Source organism: Lacipirellula sp., from assembly GCF_965279485.1.
Lineage (GTDB): Bacteria > Planctomycetota > Planctomycetia > Pirellulales > Lacipirellulaceae > Lacipirellula.
The window spans coordinates 4,058,820-4,075,997 of sequence record NZ_CBDIIC010000002.1 but is presented as its reverse complement, the minus strand read 5'-3'; the positions used below and the strand labels follow the sequence as shown (position 1 = coordinate 4,075,997).

15 protein-coding genes are annotated in these 17,178 nt (G+C 61.3%); 4 read left to right on the top strand and 11 right to left on the bottom strand.

Going from position 1 to position 17,178, the window contains the following annotated elements; all coding sequences use genetic code 11:
- Positions 1-183 precede the first annotated feature (183 nt).
- Positions 184-660 carry a thioredoxin-dependent thiol peroxidase gene (gene bcp, locus ACQY7R_RS23915; protein WP_428308065.1) on the bottom strand — a complete coding sequence of 159 codons (477 nt, stop codon included), beginning with the start codon at positions 658-660 and terminating at the stop codon, positions 184-186.
- Positions 661-958: 298 nt separating this feature from the next.
- Between bcp and rsfS the strand changes: the two genes are divergently transcribed.
- Both rsfS and argS read left to right on the top strand, forming a co-directional pair.
- Positions 959-1,360, top strand: a complete 402-nt coding sequence (rsfS, locus tag ACQY7R_RS23910; protein WP_428308064.1) for a ribosome silencing factor — start codon at positions 959-961, stop codon at positions 1,358-1,360.
- Between the two features lie 178 nt (positions 1,361-1,538).
- Entirely contained in the window at positions 1,539-3,524 is a 1,986-nt protein-coding gene (argS, locus tag ACQY7R_RS23905) for an arginine--tRNA ligase (protein ID WP_428308063.1), read from the top strand.
- Between the two features lie 136 nt (positions 3,525-3,660).
- Here the strand turns inward: argS and ACQY7R_RS23900 are convergent, their stop codons facing one another.
- From ACQY7R_RS23900 to ACQY7R_RS23860, 9 genes are all read right to left on the bottom strand, one after another.
- The gene (locus ACQY7R_RS23900; protein WP_428308062.1) at positions 3,661-5,334 is read right to left on the bottom strand and encodes an arylsulfatase; all 1,674 of its coding nucleotides are present in this window, start codon (positions 5,332-5,334) and stop codon (positions 3,661-3,663) included.
- A 198-nt stretch (positions 5,335-5,532) separates the two neighbouring features.
- On the bottom strand, positions 5,533-5,901 hold the full coding sequence (locus ACQY7R_RS23895; RefSeq protein WP_428308061.1) for a hypothetical protein: 369 nt from the start codon (positions 5,899-5,901) through the stop codon (positions 5,533-5,535).
- A gap of 172 nt (positions 5,902-6,073) precedes the next feature.
- Positions 6,074-7,096, bottom strand: coding sequence for a hypothetical protein (locus ACQY7R_RS23890; protein WP_428308060.1), 1,023 nt, complete (start codon positions 7,094-7,096; stop codon positions 6,074-6,076).
- Positions 7,093-7,572 (bottom strand): hypothetical protein, encoded by a 480-nt coding sequence (locus ACQY7R_RS23885; protein ID WP_428308059.1) that lies wholly within the window; start codon positions 7,570-7,572, stop codon positions 7,093-7,095. Before ACQY7R_RS23885 ends, ACQY7R_RS23890 begins: the two co-directional genes overlap by 4 nt.
- Before the next feature lie 140 nt (positions 7,573-7,712).
- A complete protein-coding gene (locus tag ACQY7R_RS23880) occupies positions 7,713-8,786 on the bottom strand; it encodes a DUF6666 family protein (RefSeq protein ID WP_428308058.1) in 1,074 nt (357 codons plus the stop codon).
- Between the two features lie 243 nt (positions 8,787-9,029).
- On the bottom strand, positions 9,030-10,493 hold the full coding sequence (locus ACQY7R_RS23875) for an HD-GYP domain-containing protein (RefSeq protein WP_428308057.1): 1,464 nt from the start codon (positions 10,491-10,493) through the stop codon (positions 9,030-9,032).
- 227 nt (positions 10,494-10,720) lie between these two features.
- Positions 10,721-11,770, bottom strand: a complete 1,050-nt coding sequence (locus ACQY7R_RS23870) for a PIN/TRAM domain-containing protein (RefSeq protein ID WP_428308056.1) — start codon at positions 11,768-11,770, stop codon at positions 10,721-10,723.
- Positions 11,771-11,977: 207 nt separating this feature from the next.
- Complete coding sequence (gene dgt, locus ACQY7R_RS23865; RefSeq protein ID WP_428308055.1) at positions 11,978-13,087, bottom strand: dGTP triphosphohydrolase; 1,110 nt, start codon at positions 13,085-13,087, stop codon at positions 11,978-11,980.
- 196 nt (positions 13,088-13,283) lie between these two features.
- The gene (locus ACQY7R_RS23860) at positions 13,284-13,826 is read right to left on the bottom strand and encodes an HIT family protein (RefSeq protein WP_428308054.1); all 543 of its coding nucleotides are present in this window, start codon (positions 13,824-13,826) and stop codon (positions 13,284-13,286) included.
- Positions 13,827-13,974: 148 nt separating this feature from the next.
- Here ACQY7R_RS23860 and ACQY7R_RS23855 point away from each other — a divergent pair, with 148 nt between their 5' ends.
- Both ACQY7R_RS23855 and ACQY7R_RS23850 read left to right on the top strand, forming a co-directional pair.
- Positions 13,975-14,727, top strand: coding sequence for a segregation and condensation protein A (locus tag ACQY7R_RS23855; protein ID WP_428308053.1), 753 nt, complete (start codon positions 13,975-13,977; stop codon positions 14,725-14,727).
- 110 nt (positions 14,728-14,837) lie between these two features.
- A complete protein-coding gene (locus ACQY7R_RS23850; protein WP_428308052.1) occupies positions 14,838-15,677 on the top strand; it encodes an MBL fold metallo-hydrolase in 840 nt (279 codons plus the stop codon).
- A 216-nt stretch (positions 15,678-15,893) separates the two neighbouring features.
- Here ACQY7R_RS23850 and ACQY7R_RS23845 read toward each other — a convergent pair whose 3' ends face one another.
- On the bottom strand, positions 15,894-16,868 hold the full coding sequence (locus tag ACQY7R_RS23845) for a DUF1559 domain-containing protein (RefSeq protein ID WP_428308051.1): 975 nt from the start codon (positions 16,866-16,868) through the stop codon (positions 15,894-15,896).
- Positions 16,869-17,178 lie beyond the last annotated feature (310 nt).

The following is a 17,178-nucleotide window of genomic DNA, read 5'->3' as shown; positions in this document are numbered from 1 at the left end:
AGACGACGAAATAACAAATTGAAAGGCAGGAACCGCGAATGAACGCAGATGAATTTGACAAATGCCTTTGCATTTATTTGCGTTCATCGGCGTCTATCTGCGGTTCCAACGATCGCATTGCTACTTTGGTGTGCTTAGTGTGTTTCGTGGTAAAAATCCCCGCATTAAAGAACGCTCGTTTGACTACGCCTCAAGCTCCTGCAGCGCCTCGAGGACCTTATGATCGTGCCCGTCGACCTGCACCCGCTTCCACACCTTCGCGACCTTCCCCTGCGCGTCGATGAGGTAAGTGCTGCGCTGGATCCCCATCGACACCTTGCCGTACATGTTCTTCTCGCGCCACGCGCCGTACTTTTCGGCGACGGCATGATCGACGTCGGCGAGCAGCGGGAAGTTCAGCTTGAACTTGTCGCGGAACTTCACATGACTGGCGACGTCGTCGGCGCTGACGCCAAACACCTTGGCCCCATGCTTTTGCAAGTCCTTCTTCAGATCGCGGAAGGCGCAGGCCTCCTTGGTGCAGCCGGGGGTGTCGTCCTTGGGGTAGAAGTAGAGGACGACCGGGCTGCCGGCGAGATCGGCCAGGCGAACCTTCGAGCCATCGTCGGCTGTCAGAGTGAAAGCAGGCGCCTTTTGGCCGGGTTCAATCCAGTCGGACATCGGGGGGGTTCCTGGAGTGCGTGAGAGCAATTCGAGTGGTCGCCGCATTGTATCGCTCGCGGCGTGGAAACAGCAGGCGTGACGGGCGCCCCGCTCGGCGGCTAGTTCCCCGGGTTTTGCAGGCATTTGCCCGCCCGCTTCGGCACTCCCTTTGCACACGAAAATAGGTTACAATTTCAGGCTTTCGCGCAACGCGCTGGCCCTCGGCTAACAAAGCCGGGCCGCACGTCGCACCGCTTCATGTTTACGCGCCGCTCCGCGGCCAACGAGTTGAGCTATCGCTACGTCATCCGATCCATTGAAGTCCGCCGCCGACCGCAGCTACCAACTGGCGATCGCCGCCGCCCGCACGGCTGAAGAAAACCGCGCCGAGAACATCGTCATCCTCGACATGCGGACGATCACGCCGGTGTTCGATTACTTCGTCATCGGCACCGGCAACAGCCGCCGGCAACTCCACGCCATCAGCGAAGAAATCGAGCACGTGCTCGAGGACGAACTGAAGGATAAGCGGATGGGGATCGAAGGGTACCAGGAAAGCCGCTGGATCCTGCTCGACTACGGCAACGTGGTGATTCACCTGTTCGATGCCGAAACGCGCGAGTTCTACGCGCTCGAAGATTTCTGGAGCGAAGCCCAACGCGTCCCGCTGCCTTGGAAGCCTGAGGAACCGGCGCCGGCTGAAGCGCCGAAAGGATAAGTCTCTCGCAGAGACGCGGAAGCGCAGAGGAATGCTTGGGGAGCTTGGCTCAGCATTCGACCGCCGAGGTACCCCTTAGAGTCCCTCTAGTTGCCAGCGATAAGTTGTCGATCCAGCCTTTCTCCCTCTGCGTCTCTGCGCCTCTGCGAGAGACCAGCATCAATCGAGCTAGAGTCGCATGAACATTTTGGCTGAACTGCGAGCACGCATAGCAACCGCGCTGGTCGAAGTGGCGGGCGCCGAGCAAGAGGTCGCGGAGCTCGCGGCGATGGTGCTCCCCAGCCAGGATGCGAAGTTTGGCGAATACCAAGCGAACTGCGCGATGCCGCTCGGCAAAAAGCTCGGCAAGCCGCCGCGCGAGGTCGCGGCGGCGCTCGTCGAGAAGCTCAACGTCGCCGACCTCTGCGAGACGCCCGAAATCGCCGGCCCGGGATTCATCAACCTGCGCCTGAAAGATGCGTTCGTCACGGCGAAGCTGCAGGCGGCGCTCCCCGACGTCGATCGCATCGGCATCGCCCCCGTCGCGGCGCCGCGGACGTATGTGGTCGACTATTCGTCCCCCAACGTCGCCAAGCCGATGCACGTCGGGCACATCCGCTCGACGGTGATCGGCGACGCCCTCTGCAGTGTGCTGAAGTTCGTCGGCCATCGGACGATCAGCGACAACCACATCGGCGACTGGGGCACCCAGTTCGGGATGATTATCTATGGCTGGAAGCATTTTGGCGATGAAGCGGCGTTCAAGAAGACGCCGGTACCGGAACTGACGCGGCTCTACCGGCTGGTGAATTCGCTGGTCGAGTACCACGCCGTGCGCGACGAAGCGCTACCGGCCGCGGCGACGAAGGTGGGCGAGCAGGAGAGCCGCGTCTCGCAGCTGGAACTCGCGCCAACGCCCGCCGACCCGGCCGAGCAAAAGAAGCACGCCAAGCGCATCAGCCAGGCGCAGGGCCAACTCGCCGACCTGCGTCGCGAGTACAAAGAACTCGAAGCGAAGATCACCGAGTTCGAAGCCGACACCAAACAAAAGGCGCTCGCCGACGCGCATCCAACAATCGGCCAAGCCGTACTCGCCGAAACAGCCGCGCTCCACGCGAGCGACGCGACGAACCGCGGCCTGTGGGAACGATTCCTGCCGCCGTGCCTCGCAGAAATCGAAGAGACCTACAAGCGACTCGGTGTGACGTTTGATTACGCCCTCGGCGAAAGCTTTTACGAAGACGATCTCGCCGGCGTCGTCGAGGATCTCAAGAAAAAGGGCCTCGCCAAGCCGAGCGACGGCGCCATGTGCGTCTTCCTGCCGGGGCAAGAGGCTCCGTTCCTCGTGCAGAAGAAGGACGGGGCGTTTCTCTACGCGACGACCGACCTCGCGACGATCGCCTACCGCATGCGGGAGTGGAAGCCCGACGCGATGCTCTACGTCGTCGACCATCGGCAGTCGTTCCACTTCGATTCGCTGTTCGCCACCGCGCGGCTATGGGGCATCGAGAACGTCGAATTCCAGCACATCAGCTTCGGCACGGTGCTCGGCGACGACGGCAAGCCGTTCAAAACGCGTTCGGGCTCATCGGTCGGCCTCAGCGGGCTGCTCGATGAAGCGGTCGAACGGGCGTTGGCGATCGTCAGCGCGAACGACGACGCGCGGCCTGAACCAATGCTCTCGACCGACGAACGGCAAATCGTCGCCGAGCGGGTCGGCATTGGGGCGATCAAATACGCCGACCTCGCGCACAATCGCACGAGCGATTACAAGTTTAGCTACGACAAGATGCTGGCGATGACCGGCAACACCGCGGCGTACATGCAATACAGCTACGCCCGCGTCAGCAGCATTTTTGGCAAAGGGGGCGTTGACCCTAACCAGCTGCGGGCCAGCAGCGCGCGGATCACGATCGATCATCCCGCCGAACGGGCTCTCGGCGTGGCGATTCTGCAGTTCAGCGAAGCACTCGATCGCGTCGTCGGCGACTATCGGCCCAACTACCTCACCGACTATCTCTACGAGCTGGCGGGGAAGTATTCGTCGTTCTTTGAGAACTGCCCGGTGCTGAAGGCAGAGAACGACGACCTGCGGACGAGCCGCTTGCTATTGTGCGACCTCACCGCGCGAACGCTTGCGCGTGGCCTCGATCTGCTAGGCATCGAAGTCGTGGAGCGGATGTAGGGTGGGTGCTCGCACCCACCTTTACCGCTCCGAACTCAGGGCGGCATCGTGCGCTCAGGACGCTGCATCGATCCGCTCGTGAAATTGCTCGCGGGCGATTGGCTTCATACGTACAAGGTGGGTGCGAGCACCCACCCTACGACGCGGCTTTCTGCTGCTTCGCTCGTTGCTTCGCCTTCTGCTTGGCCTTCTTCCCAGGGGCTTTCTCATCGCCCCACTCTTGCCGAGCCTTCCCCGGCCACGGCCCCACATCGGCCCGCTTGGCCCACGCTTCCCAATCAGCGATCAGTTCCTTCGCCAGTTCCGGCTGCTCGGCGATGACGTCGTGCTGCTCGGTGCGATCGGCGTCGATGTCGTAGAGTTCCCATGGCCCCTTGTGTTTCATCACCAGCTTCCACTTGCCGCGACGAACGGCCCGATTCCCTTCATGCTCGAAGTAGATCGGATTCTTCCGCTCCAGCTTCTCGCCGTCTATCGCGGGCATCAGATTCACCCCTTCCATCGGTTGAATCTTGTGGCCTTCATAGTCGGTCGGGTACTTGGCGCCGGTGACGCCGACGACGGTCGCCATCACGTCAACAAGATGCCCCGGCTCCTTCACGAGCTTGCCGTCGCGAGCGGTCGGGATGCCATCGGGCCAGCTGACGATCAACGGCGTCGAGATGCCCCCCTCATGCGTGAAATGCTTGTAGCGGCGGAACGGCGTGTTGTTGAGCGTCGCCCAACTCTGGCCGAGGAACACCCGCGAGTTCGGCCCGCCGGGGTTCTCGCCTTCGTAAATGCCGCGCGGGCCCGACTCGGCATTACCGCCGTTATCGGACATGAAAAAGATAATCGTGTTGTCGAGTTCGCCCCGTTCCTTCAGTCCCGCGACCAGCTTGCCGACGTTCTGATCAACGCGATCGAGCATCGCCGCGTAGATCGCCATGATGTGATCGAAGCGATCCTTTTCTTCATCGCTCAGTTCTTCCCAATTCGGTACTTGCTCCGGAATCTCGCTGAGCGGCCACGCCTCGTCGACGATCCCAAGTTCGATCTGCCGCTTGTGCCGCGCCTCGCGCAGCTTTTCCCAATTCTGCTTGTACTTGCCGCGGTACTTGGCGATCTCCTCCGCCGGCGCCATCAACGGGAAGTGCGGGGCGCAGTACGCAAGATACAGGAAGAAGGGTTTCTTCTCTTCTCGCGCTTCGTCGATGAACTTCATCCCCCAATCGGTCCACAGGTCGCTGCTATACCACTTCTCGCCGAAGATGGGGTCGTCCTTCTGCTTCTTCTCGCCATTGAGAAAGATCTCCGGCCGGTACGGCTGCTTCCGGAAGTAGATACCGCCGGCGGGTGAGTTGAGCACGCGATCGAACCCGCGTTCCCATGGCGGCACGCCGTGCGATTGGCCCAGATGCCACTTACCCGTCATGCAGGTGAAGTAACCGGCGTCGTGCAGTACCTCGCCCATCGTGACGCAATCGTCGCGGAGTCGGCCGGTGGTTCCCTTCGAACCCTCGTGCACGATGTTTTCCAAATGCCCCAGCCCCGCTTGATGCGGATACAGGCCAGTGAGCAACGACGCCCGCGTCGGACTGCAACGGGCCGTGTTGTAGAACTGCGTGAAGCGCACGCCATGCTGCGCGAGGGCATCGATGTTCGGCGTAGGGATCTCGCTGCCATAGCAACCGATGTCGGAGAAGCCCATGTCGTCGACGAGGATGACGACGACGTTGGGACGCTTCGGGGCGTCGGCGGCGCGCACGGCGACGACGCTTGAAGCGAAAGCCAAGATCGCGAGAGTGGACAGAAGTGCGAGTCGCTTCATCGGTGGGCCGCCTACGGTGGGGAAGTGCGGCATCGGGAGGGCCGCTACAGCCCAAGATGCCTCAACCGCAAGCTCGGCACAAGCAGCAGCAAGCTAGAGTTTCTGCCGTCGCGGCGAACAGCCAGCAAATTTGCTCGTGACGGCGAATTTTTATCCGCCGCTTGTGCTTCCGACGCTTCGGATGCGAACGCCGCGATCTCAGCTGCGAGGAATCTCCTCAGCCTCCGTCAACTCCAGCACCCCATCGTCGTCCAACCGCTTCGAAGGGAGAAAGACGTTCTCGATTAGCCACCGGCCGCCGATCATCAAATACAAACCGGCGAGCGCGTAGAACAGATCGCCGTAGAAGGTGGTCGGAAAGGGAACATCGAACAACATTCGTGAGTCATACTCCGACGCCGCTAACTGCCATGTGGCAACCACTTGCGCAAGATCAGAAATGACCCCGGTCATGCCGCCGATGAAGATATAAACGCCAAGTAATCGCAGCGACGTCTGAATGATCGGCAGCAGATCGTAAGTCGTCGGGTAACCGCCGTTGGAGCGGAGTGGTTGTTCATTCGACACGGCGGTGATCCTTCACGTGGCAGGTGCAAACGCGCCAATGACTCGCCCGGGCCCAGGGTAGAGCAGGAGGAGTTCAACCTGCTCGTTGGCTAGCAGATTGATACCATATCGCTTCATCCGCTGAAACATGGCCCGAGAAAATCCAACACCTTCAAAACAAGGCGAGCATTGCTCAGTCGACCTTGCTCGACGGCTCATCGCCATCGACAGGAGTGCTCAATGCTTTTAGCACCGCCGGATCAACATCCTCCGCAATGAGTCGCACGGAACCATCCGCCATCGAAAAATAAGCCCCGCCCCGATTCGGCGGCCCGCCAAATGTGCCGGGTCCGCGATTGATTCCCGCCGCAGGGTCGCGAACATTGTTCGGCCGGCCCCAGGGGCTGAAGTCGGCATTCACTTCGCCGAGGAGAATGGTGCTGGAGGAGCCGTCTTCAGGCTGAGTGCGAATCAGTTTGCTCGCATCGACTAAGCGACTATTTGCAGAATAGTTATTGAGCCCGTAACCCTCGTCGTCGAAAAGTGCCGGCGGGCTTAATTCCGGATTGATGAAGTCAGGGATGATGCATTTGAAGTATTTTTGATTGCTTGGAGCGTTCCACGGTTGCTGCATGTCAATTCCTTCGCGAGAGATTGGAACGTAGGCCGCGAAGGGAAGAATCATCGTTTCCCAACTAATGGCGTTAGCTTGGCCGTCGCGAAGATGCGCTGCATCTGGAAAGCGACTGTAGATTTTTAAATACTGCTCAAGCCCCTGAGCGGCGTATGGAATGGCCTTCTCCGTTTGATCGCTGAAGTAAGGCTCAATTGCCGTTTCCGTTAGCGAAGCCTTTGAGTTGGCCAACCACCCAACCTGATGCACGATGCCAACCATCGCGATGCCGGCGGCGAAGGCAACGATCACCATCGCTACAATCGCGGCGGTCCAGCGGAACTTCCAACGCTGCGGCGAGGCCTCGACTGCTGACGTGGCAGATGCTCGAAATTGCTTGAGAAACCAGTGCAGCCCGAAGGTGAACAGCACGAACGCCGTCACGCCCATGATGATCGTCGGCCAATAAACGCGAACCTGAGGGAGAACTCGCGCCATAAAACTCGTCCAACCGAAGACAAGCGCCACGGCAGCCTCCGGCGTGGCGTAGTTGCCAACGACAATGAGCGTGACGACCGCAATCGCGGCGAATAGCCACTTCATCGGTCGCCCCCTTCCTCGCTACTCGTCGCCGTCAGATCGGGCGCTTCGACGCGAGACTGATCATTGGCGGGCGCCTCGCCGCTTGTCGCAGGAGGTTCAGCAAGCTGGTACGTATACCCGCGTTGCTCCCAGGCGCGCGGCGTCATCAGTTCGCGCGCCCCGGAGATCATCGTCAGCACGATCACGAACAGCAGCCCCCACAAGAACACGCCCGCCGCCGCTCGGCCAAAGCTCAGCCGCGGCAAGCGGGGGAAGTCGCGCTGCACATAGTTCCACAGCAACATCACTACGGCCGCACACGCCGCGAACACAAACAAGAAGAATGAGATCGCTTGAAACCGCTCAAGCGCCGGCGTGCTGAGCTGCAGGACGCGGGGGACTTCCAGCGGCAGCGGGGCAGGCATCCCGGCCTGGGCGACCGACCCCGGAGCCATGATCAGCAGCCATACGAGTGGCGCGAGGCGACGATAGAGCATCTCGACTCCCTGGTAGGAGTTCGGGAGTGAAATATGATGAGCGTAGCGGTGAGATGAGTGTAGCGATTCTTTGAACGCGGCGCCAAATATTTCATTCCGCAAGACCGCGGGGACACCCCCCGCGGCTCGCTTGGTGGCGATTAACGGCGCAACAGGTCGACGGTCATCGAAGTGTTGTTCGCGACCGGCAGCACCGGAGCAAAAGGATTGTGCCGCGCAAGACGGGCGCCGCCCCACGGATGGATTTCAACACCGAGATACGCGTCGACGGCGCCGGTGTCGACGGGCGTCATGAAGTTCGACTCGCCGAACAACGCCACATAGTCGCCGAGCGGCACGTACAAGTCGGAGCCGAAAACGAGGCATTCGTCTTGCGGCGGGTAGTCGCCCAGGACATTCGCTTCGCTATGCCCCTCGGCGACGCCGACCCAGCAACCGATGGCGGCTTGGTTCTTCCAGGTGTGGCGGGCGTACACGCTCCCTTGCGTGATGGGGCGGAGCAGTACCGTCACGGCGCCGTACTGGCCAGCGTCGTTGTTGTCGCGAATCGCGGCTTGGACGCCGAACTCGTTCGCCGGGCTAACTTGCCAACCAAGCCGGCCGCGGTATTGGCCGAGCGTAAAGTTGTCGTAGTACTCCTGATAAAGAAAGTCGTAGCCCAGCCCCCAGACGAGGCCCGCGTCGGTCCGTTGAAAGAGGCCGACGGTCGTGAAGCTTTGCGTACGCGATGAATTGTCGATCAATCGGTCATTCACCTGCACCGCATTGGCGGTGGCGTTGATCGCGGTTCCCATCTGCAGGCCGAGGCCCGCTTCCTCAAGCACCGGCATGCCGAAGTTAAGGTGCGAGCGCCCGCCGAAGTGCGCATTCACGCCAAAGTCTTGCGGCTGCTTCGAACCCTCGTAGCCGACGAACAGACTGAGCGTGTCGCGCCAGTTCCAGGCGTAGGGGGCGTAGATCTCGTGCGACGCGAGGTCGACGTCTTCGCCGATGGGAAGTTCCGCGTAAGCGTCGACGATGGCGCTGTCAGCTAAGAGGGGCGAGGACTGCGACGCGGGTTCGTCATAGCGAGACGAGGCCGCGTTCATCAAATCGTCTTCAGCAATGGCGGGCGAGTTCGCCGTGAGCAGAGCCGCCAAGATCGCGCCGCGGCTCAACGTGCGTACGGAGAGTTGGCGTGCGATGCGGTGGAGCGTGGCGAAGCCGTTTGGCATGGGTCGATCCATCGACGTTGGAACATGCTTCGATTCGCAAGTGCGAACCCGGCATGTGCGATTGCTCAAGATGCTAGCAGCCGGGAATACTTAGACCGCTAGGGTGTTTCCATCAACAGATCGAGTCGCGCGGGGGCAGGCTTGATCGATGAGCGCAAAGCGCCGCATTGAGGAAGCGTGGAAAGATTTGTCGCGCGGCGCGACGCCCGTATCTGCTAGCACGCCGAATTGGCGCCAACAACATCAGATTTCATCGACGAGCTTCTCGACTGCGTCGAGCTGGTCGTTAACGCGAGAAGTGAACGTGCGACGGTCGACCCAGTGCTTGAGCGCTGCATATGACTCTTCGCAAATGGCGAAACCGGCATCGCAATCCATGATTTCGTAGATCTTTTCGATCGGCATGCCGTCGCGATAGGGACGGGCAGCGGAGAGGGCTTCGAAAATGTCCGCGACCGACAACAAACGTGCTTCGAGAGGCAGATCCGCCGCCATGATGCCGCGATGGTAGCCGCGACCATTGAGCTTTTCGTGATGAGCCGCCGCGATCTCGGCCAATCCGCCAAGCCCAGCGACGCGACCGACGATTTGCTCGGTGAACGCGGGATGCTTCTTCAACTCCGTGAACTCGTCGTCGGTCATCTTCCCCGGCTTATCGAGGATGAGGTTCGAGACGCCGAGCTTGCCGATGTCATGCAACAATCCCGCGCGGCGAATACCGCGCAGCTCATTGGGATTGAAGCCAAGGACTTCGCCAATGCCGACGGCGATGTCAGCGACGCCTGCGGAGTGCTTGAAAGTCCAGGGGCTCTTCGCGTCGACCACCTGCGCGAACGCCGCAGCAATCAAATCGAGTTGCGGTTCGTCGGCAATGAGCGCCGCATCGGGCGGCTCGAATGCCGCCACCTGCTGGTGCGGGTTCGGATGATGCACTCGCCGCCAAAAATCAAAATCGTCGCGCGTGGCGAGGAACGCATCGACGAGTTCGGGATCAAACCACCGACCGCGGCGATCCTCGGCGATATCGATCGCCGCCAGCAAGCCTTGCTGCGAGAAGAAGACTTCCACTGTTTGCGCGAGCCCCATGATGCGGGCAAGCGGCGAGATCTGCTCGCCCTTTAACCCCAGGGGGTGGCCCTTGCCGTTCCAATGTTCGTCGAGCTGATGGATGGCGGTGGCGGTCGCCTCGGGGAAGCCAAGTTGCCGAGCGATCATTGAACCGCGCTCGCAGCGCGTCTGCACGAGTCGCTTCGGGCCCGATGGACCTTGCAGCGCCATCGAGACCATCTTCAGCAGTCGCTCGAGACGCGTGCCATTGGGCGCGACTTGGTTCTGCACGAACTGAATGCTCGCCGTCATCTTCGGCCAGTCGATGGTCTTGATGTCGCGTTTCACCTGCCGGTCGTCGGCGCCGAACAGGTAGCACATCTTCGCGGCGTTGCTGGAGCAGCCCAGATCCTTCAACAACAGACCGTAGAACAACGCCGATTGATCGATAGCCGGCAGCTTAATCTCCCGCGCAATCCGCATGCCGATGAGGCACGTCCGCGCGGCGTGGCCTTGCGGCTGGCCTTCGGTGATGTCGAGCGCGTACGACATCGCGGCAATCACTTCCGAGAGGCGGATCTCTGCGGCGGCCGATGAGCCTGAGGGCGCTGCGGGCGAATTGAGTTCGCCGGCGAACGGCAGCGAATCGGCGGACGGCATGGCAGAATCTCGGCAGGGCGACGAAGGCGCCCGCCGCCGTGAGCAGAGGAGCGCAAGGGTGATCACCCTAAAACCTACGTCGCGCCGGCCGGTGGATTGTGGCCAGCCACAGCGGTGCGAGGCGAAAGCCTGCCGCACGTTCGTCACAGGCGTTACAGACGACCGCGGGGATAAATCCCGCGGTCTTTGCAGTCCACACATCCACGCCGCAACGCACGACCTCCGCGCTAGGCGTCGGCTTTCGTCGCGGCGGGAACGCGATGCTCAAACCGCCCGAACACCATCCGGCCGGCGCTCGTTTGCAGCACGCTCGTCACTAAGGCCACGACGTTTTCGCTCACGTGCTCGCGGCCCCCTTCAATAACGACCATCGTGCCGTCTTCGAGGTACCCGACGCCTTGGCCCGACTCTTCGCCTGGTTTGATGACGCGAACCTGCAATGTTTCGCCCGGCATAAACATCGGCTTGAGGGCGTTGCTCAACTCGTTGAGATTGATAACGCCGACGTTGTGCAGCTTCGCCACCTTGTTGAGGTTGTAGTCGTTGGTAACGACCTTGCCTTCGAGGTGCTTGGCAAGCAGCACCAGTTTCTGGTCGACCGGCTGGCCAGCAAATTGCGGAAGCTCGCGGTCGAAAATCACCAGATCGACCTTCGCATCACTGCGAATGCGATTGAGGATGTCGAGCCCCCGCCGACCGCGGCCTCGCTTCAGCTTATCGCTCGAGTCGGCGATCGCCTGCAACTCGGCGACGACGAACTGCGGCATGATCAACTGATTGTCGATGATGCGAGTTTCAATGACGTCGGCGATGCGACCGTCGATGACAACGCTCGTGTCGAGCACCAGCGGTTTAAGCCCTTTGATCTCTTTCGCGAATTCAACGTACGGAATGATGAAGCGAAAGTCGTCCTTTGTTTGCATCAAAATGCTGACGCAGGTGTAGCAGAGGATCATGCCTAAAATCAGCGTCACCCACGGCGCCCAGTTCATCTGCTTTGCGGTGTCGGGCTCCAGCCATGGGCTGAGCGCGATCATCATCACATAAGTAAGGAAGAGTCCAATGATCAATCCGAAATAAACGGCGGTGATCGTGTCGAGACGCTTGCGCCCGGAGAAGACGTCGACCGCAATGACCGATCCGGCGAGCATGATCAGTCCGCCGACGACGAGCCACGGAACGTACGGCTCTTGCGGCAGTTTATCGGCCTGAATGATCTGAAAGCCAACGCCGGCGGCGACCAGAATGAAGACGCAGCGCAGGATGACCAGTGCCATAAAAATTTCGGCTGAAGGCGGGATGATGGCGCACGAGGGGACCGTCGCACAGGCGATGATAGTGCGGCGCGTGCCTGAAAAATATGTATCCCCCAAAAACTCGATTCTACCACCCGCAGATGGCGGAACCAATTAGCAGAACCTAACTTCCGACGCCTCGGCGGGCCGCCGAAGGGTGGGATTACGCCGACCAGGGGGGGATATCGATCAGATTCCTCGGGAATGCTCCTCGAGCGCCGCATGGTCGGTCATGCAGGCGAGATAGTCGCCGACGGCTCGGTGGACCCCTTCGGACTCGGCGATTGCGAGGAACCGGCGGGGCAGGGGAGCGGGGTCGGCGACGTACTGAGCGAACATCTCGCGCAGCGCTGCGCCCGCACGAGCGCGTTGGTCGAGGACGATTGGGTGCCGATACACGCGATCAAACAACAGCCGCTGCAGCTCCATCTTCTGCTCAGCAAGTTCCGGCGACGAGGCAATGAGCGCGTGCGGCTGAAATGCAGCGAGCAGCGCGTTCGAGGGATTCACTTCGGCAAGCCGTTGCCGCGATGCTTTGATGAGATCGCCGATGAACAGGTCGAGCAGTTCGTGCACCGCCGCGCGACGGAACTGGTGAGCGTCGAGGTTCGCATAGCGACGGCGTGCGTTCACCGCGGCCAAACGCCAAATCGACGAAGCATCGAGTTCGTTGACGTCGATCATGCCGAGTTCCACGGCATCGTCGGCGTCGTGCGCGTTGTACGCAATGCTGTCGGCCGAGTCGACGGCTTGCACCTCAAGCAGCCGCCCGCCGGCGTCGACGGGCCGCAGCTTGTCGCTGCGCGATTGCTGGCCAGCGAGAATCTCCCGCGACAGGTTCAGCCCCGGGAAGTCGGGATAGCGCGTCTCCAGCACCTCGAAGATCCGCAGCGCCTGACGGTTGTGATTGAACCCGCCGTGATCAGCCAGACACTCATTGAGCACGTCTTCGCCAGCGTGGCCGAACGGAGGATGGCCAATATCGTGCGCCAGCGCGAGCGCTTCGATCAGGTCTTCATTCAGCCCGAGCGTCCGGCCAACCGTGCGAGCGATCGACGCCACCTCCAGCGTGTGTGTTAGCCGCGAGCGATGATAATCGCCCATCGTGCCGGTGAAGACTTGCGTCTTGTGAGCGAGCCGGCGGAACGCACTCGAGTGAACGATGCGATCGCGGTCGCGCTGGTACGGGCTGCGGTAGGCGTGCGTCGGTTCGTCATGCACGCGCCCAGCCGTGTGGCGGCCATGCATCGCATAAGAAGCGAGGCGAGCGTCGGGGTCAGAAGCGGAAGCGGTTTCCACGAGGCACTGAATCGAAAGGAGCAGTAAGCAATAAACAAGCCATTCTAGCACGACGGAGGTAGCCGCGGCTCAACGAGCCGCCGGAGCGGTCCATAAAACGGCTTGCCACCTCTCCGCCTCAAACCCCACGCCGCCACGCACGGTAAACGTCGGAAATCCCCCCCCCTAGCCCCTCCCTGCCAGGGAGGGGAAATCCTCAATGCGACTTGGTGAGGGCTTCCCACAACTCCCGCAGCGACTGCGAAATCACCCGCGAGTCGCCCGTCACCGGCATAAAGTTGTTATCGCCATTCCACCGCGGCACCAAATGCCAATGCAAGTGCCCCGGCACCCCCGCCCCCGCTGACCGGCCGAGGTTCAACCCAATATTAAATCCCTCGGCATTGATCAGCTCGCGATAACGCTGCGTGTAGCGAACGAGCGACTGGATCGCCTCGAGGTGCTCGGCGTCGGTCAGCTCGCCAAAGTCGCCCACATGCCGCCGCGGCGAGACGAGCAGATGGCCGTTGTTGTACGGGTAGAGATTCAGCAGCGTAATCGTGTGATTACTCACCTCAAGCACGAGGTTCTGCTGACGGGCCGCCCGTTCGTCGGCGTAAGCGGCGGCCGCCTTGCAAATGAAGCAGGTCGGCTCGGCGCCGGGGAGCCAGGCGATCGGCTCCAGCGGGGTCGGCTCGACGCCCCTCGCACCGGCGATGTAGTTCATTCGCCAGGGGGCCCAAAGGCGTTGTTCGTCCATTGTCTCGATCCGGCGAACGCCCGCGGGCGGCAAATTGCCGCTGAGAACTCGCCTGCTAGCTAGAGTCTCGATGCTCTGGTCGCGCGGCCCGGTTCTCACCATAATCCGCGGCGCCAGCTAATGCCCGCCCCGCCTCTGTTGTATCCCGATGCGTTTCCGCGTTCAACTCGACATGTTCGCCGGTCCGTTGGATCTGCTCCTCTACCTCGTGAAAAAACACGAGCTGGAGGTGCTGCAGATCCCGATCGCCCGGGTCGCGGAGCAGTATCTCGAGATCCTCGCGGTGATCGAGGTCATCGACGTCGACGCGGTGGGCGATTTCCTTGAAATGGCAACGCAGCTGATGGAAATCAAGTCGCGGCTGATGTTGCCGCGGCATGAGGAGATCGAGGAAGAGACGGTTGACGACCCGCGGCAAGAACTCGTCGCCCGGCTGCTAGAATACAAACGCTACAAGGAAGCCGCCAACCAGCTCGAAGAACGGGCCCGGCAGTGGCAACTCCGCTACGAGCGCCGCTCCGACGACCTCAGCGAGGCGTCGCAAGATCCGGCCGACCAGCCGATCCACGAAGTCGAGCTATGGGACCTCGTAAGCGCGTTTAGCCGCGTCATCAAGCAGAAGAGCGTCGAAGTCGCGACGAAGATCCGCTACGACGACACGCCGATCGAAGTCCACATGGAGCGGATCAAAGAACGGCTGGCGACCGAAGGGCGGATTCTCTTCACCGACTTCTTCGAACCGGGCATGCACCGCTCGCGCATGGTGGGCCTGTTCCTGGCGGTGCTGGAGTTGATCCGCCACCATCATGCCTGCGTCGAGCAGGAAGAACTGTTCGGCGAAATCTGGGTGCTGTCTCCGCAAACGGCGGCCGCTCAAACCGACGACGCCGCGGCGGCTTAAACTTGGGTGGCGTGCTCTGCCCAAGTGAACATCCTTTCGCCCAGCCCCCTCTACCTCTACATTGGGTAGTCCCCGCCGCTGCCGCATCCCTGCCTTTACTGCTCGGTTCGATGGTCGAAAACGCCCCCGTCAAAACGATTCAACATGGCCCGCTCACCATCGAGGGCTACTCGCGGGCGGCCGTGCAAAGCTACTGGCGGCTGCCGGAACTAAGCATCGGCTTCGACCTCGGCGCCCAACCGTGGGGCTTCATGGGGACCGAAACGTGGTTCGTCAGCCACGGCCATCTCGACCACATCGCCGCGCTGCCAGTGTACGTCGCGCGGCGGCGGATGATGAAGATGGAGCCGCCGGTCATCTACCTGCCGCAGGAAACGATCGCCCCGGTGCAGGAGATCCTCAAAAATTTCGTCCGCCTCGACCGCGGCCGCATGCCGTGCGACCTCCGCCCGCTCGTGCCTGGCGACGAGATCGAACTCTCGCGTGAACTCGTCGTCACCGTGAGCGCCACGAAGCACACCGTGCCGTCGCTCGGTTACGTCGTGTGGGATCGCCGCAACAAACTGAAGGCGGAATACCGCGATCTGAGCGGCGACCAAATCCGCGACCTCCGCATGTCAGGTGCCGCCGTGACCGAAGAAGTCCGCCAACCGCTCGTCGCCTACGTCGGCGACACGGCGCCAGCGGGCCTCGACGCCTGCCCGGCAATGTACGAGGCCAAGATCCTCATTTGCGAAATGACGTTTGTCTCGCCCGAACACCGCAAAGAAAAGATCCATAAGTTCGGGCACATGCATCTCGACGATTTCGTCGACCGCAAAGACCAGTTCAAAAACGAACTAGTGATCGCCGCCCACCTCAGCACCCGCTACGGCGCGTCGTCGGTGGAGCGGATGGTGCGGAAGGCGCTGCCGGACATGCTCGATGGGCGCCTGATGCTGTGGCTTTGAGAAAACCACACATTAAGGTCCCCTACCCATGAGGGGGAGGGTTAGCGAGGGATGAATGCAGCGGGTACCAGGGTTCATCACCCCCTCCCCAGCCCTCCCCTCAAGGGGGAGGGAGCCACAACACTCTAAGTGGCCTCGATAGCAACAAAAAAGAGTCGCCGATGCAAAGCATCGGCGACTCGTCACATGCGATCTCAAAGGTAGCTCTGCGAGAGCCTACAGCGCATCATCCGGCACAACTTCGTCGCCGCCGATCGTGCCGGCCGCGTTGAAGACCTGATAGTCGACCTCGTTCTTCAGCCCGCGGACGTGGCCGTCGAGGAAGACGAAGTGCGTCAGGCCGTTATGCTCGCTGCCGAACTTCGTGTTGGCGCCGTCGTCGGGGCCTTGCGCGATGCCCGAGACAGTGCTGCCCGGAGCGCCGAAGCGGGTGCCGGCGAAGATCGTCTTCGGCGAATCGCCGGCGAAGAAGGCGTTGTCGCCTTGCTCGTAGTGCAGCATATCGGGGTTGTTGTTCGTCGGCACTTGCGGCTTGTGCTTCTCGCCGATGCCGAGCGTGTTCGACAGGCCGTCGGTGACGTCCTTGTCGCGAACCTTCGAGTAGCTGTAAATGGCGCCGCTCTCGTTCGAATCGGGACGCAGGTCGGGACGCAGGTTGCTATCGGGACCGTTGACGGCGACCGGAATCACGCCGTTCATAAAGTCGAGTCCCGCCACGGCGGCGTAGTCGCCCAGGGCGGCGGCGGCACGGTGCTGCGGTTCCGGCGGGGTGTCGTTGTTGTCGAAGTCGCGATCGGCCGCGGCCGTGCGACGGCTCGGGCAAGCGTACGTTTCGACCGGCGTCCGCATAGCGGTCGCGTTTACGGCTTCGGTGACCTCTTTATTTTTGTCGAACGATTGATAGATGTTTGCCTTCTCAAGGTACGGCAGCAGTTGGAAGGCCCACGACGTTGCCTTCTGGACGGTGCCGTCGCGGCCCATCGGGAACTGCTTCTTCACGTCGTGATGGGTCTGAACGGCCAGACCGATCTGCTTCATGTTATTGACGCACGAGTTGCGTCGAGCGGCTTCACGCGCCGCTTGGACGGCCGGCAACAGCAGGGCGACCAGCATGCCAATGATGGCGATCACCACCAAGAGTTCCACAAGCGTGAAACCGCGGGCCATGCGATTGTTTCGTCGGCTTGCCATAAAAAACATCTCCACTGGGGACTAACGATCGTCGCGGAGGGAATGCCGCCGTATGCGGCGATCGCGGGGGTAGGAACGTCGTCTCGCTCGATCAATGAACTCGAACGACGTTGTCAAAGGCAGGTAAGTTGATCGCTGTGATGGACCAAACCTAAACCGCTGACGTTGGGCCTGACAACCCTTTTCTAAAATTTGATGCGCAAAGGCGCTGAATGAGTACGCACAGAATCTGTGCATTTCGTTGCGATTTCTTGCAACGAGGCCGCTAACTCGCGGTTTTCACAAGAGTTACGTCGCGCGCACAGGCGTC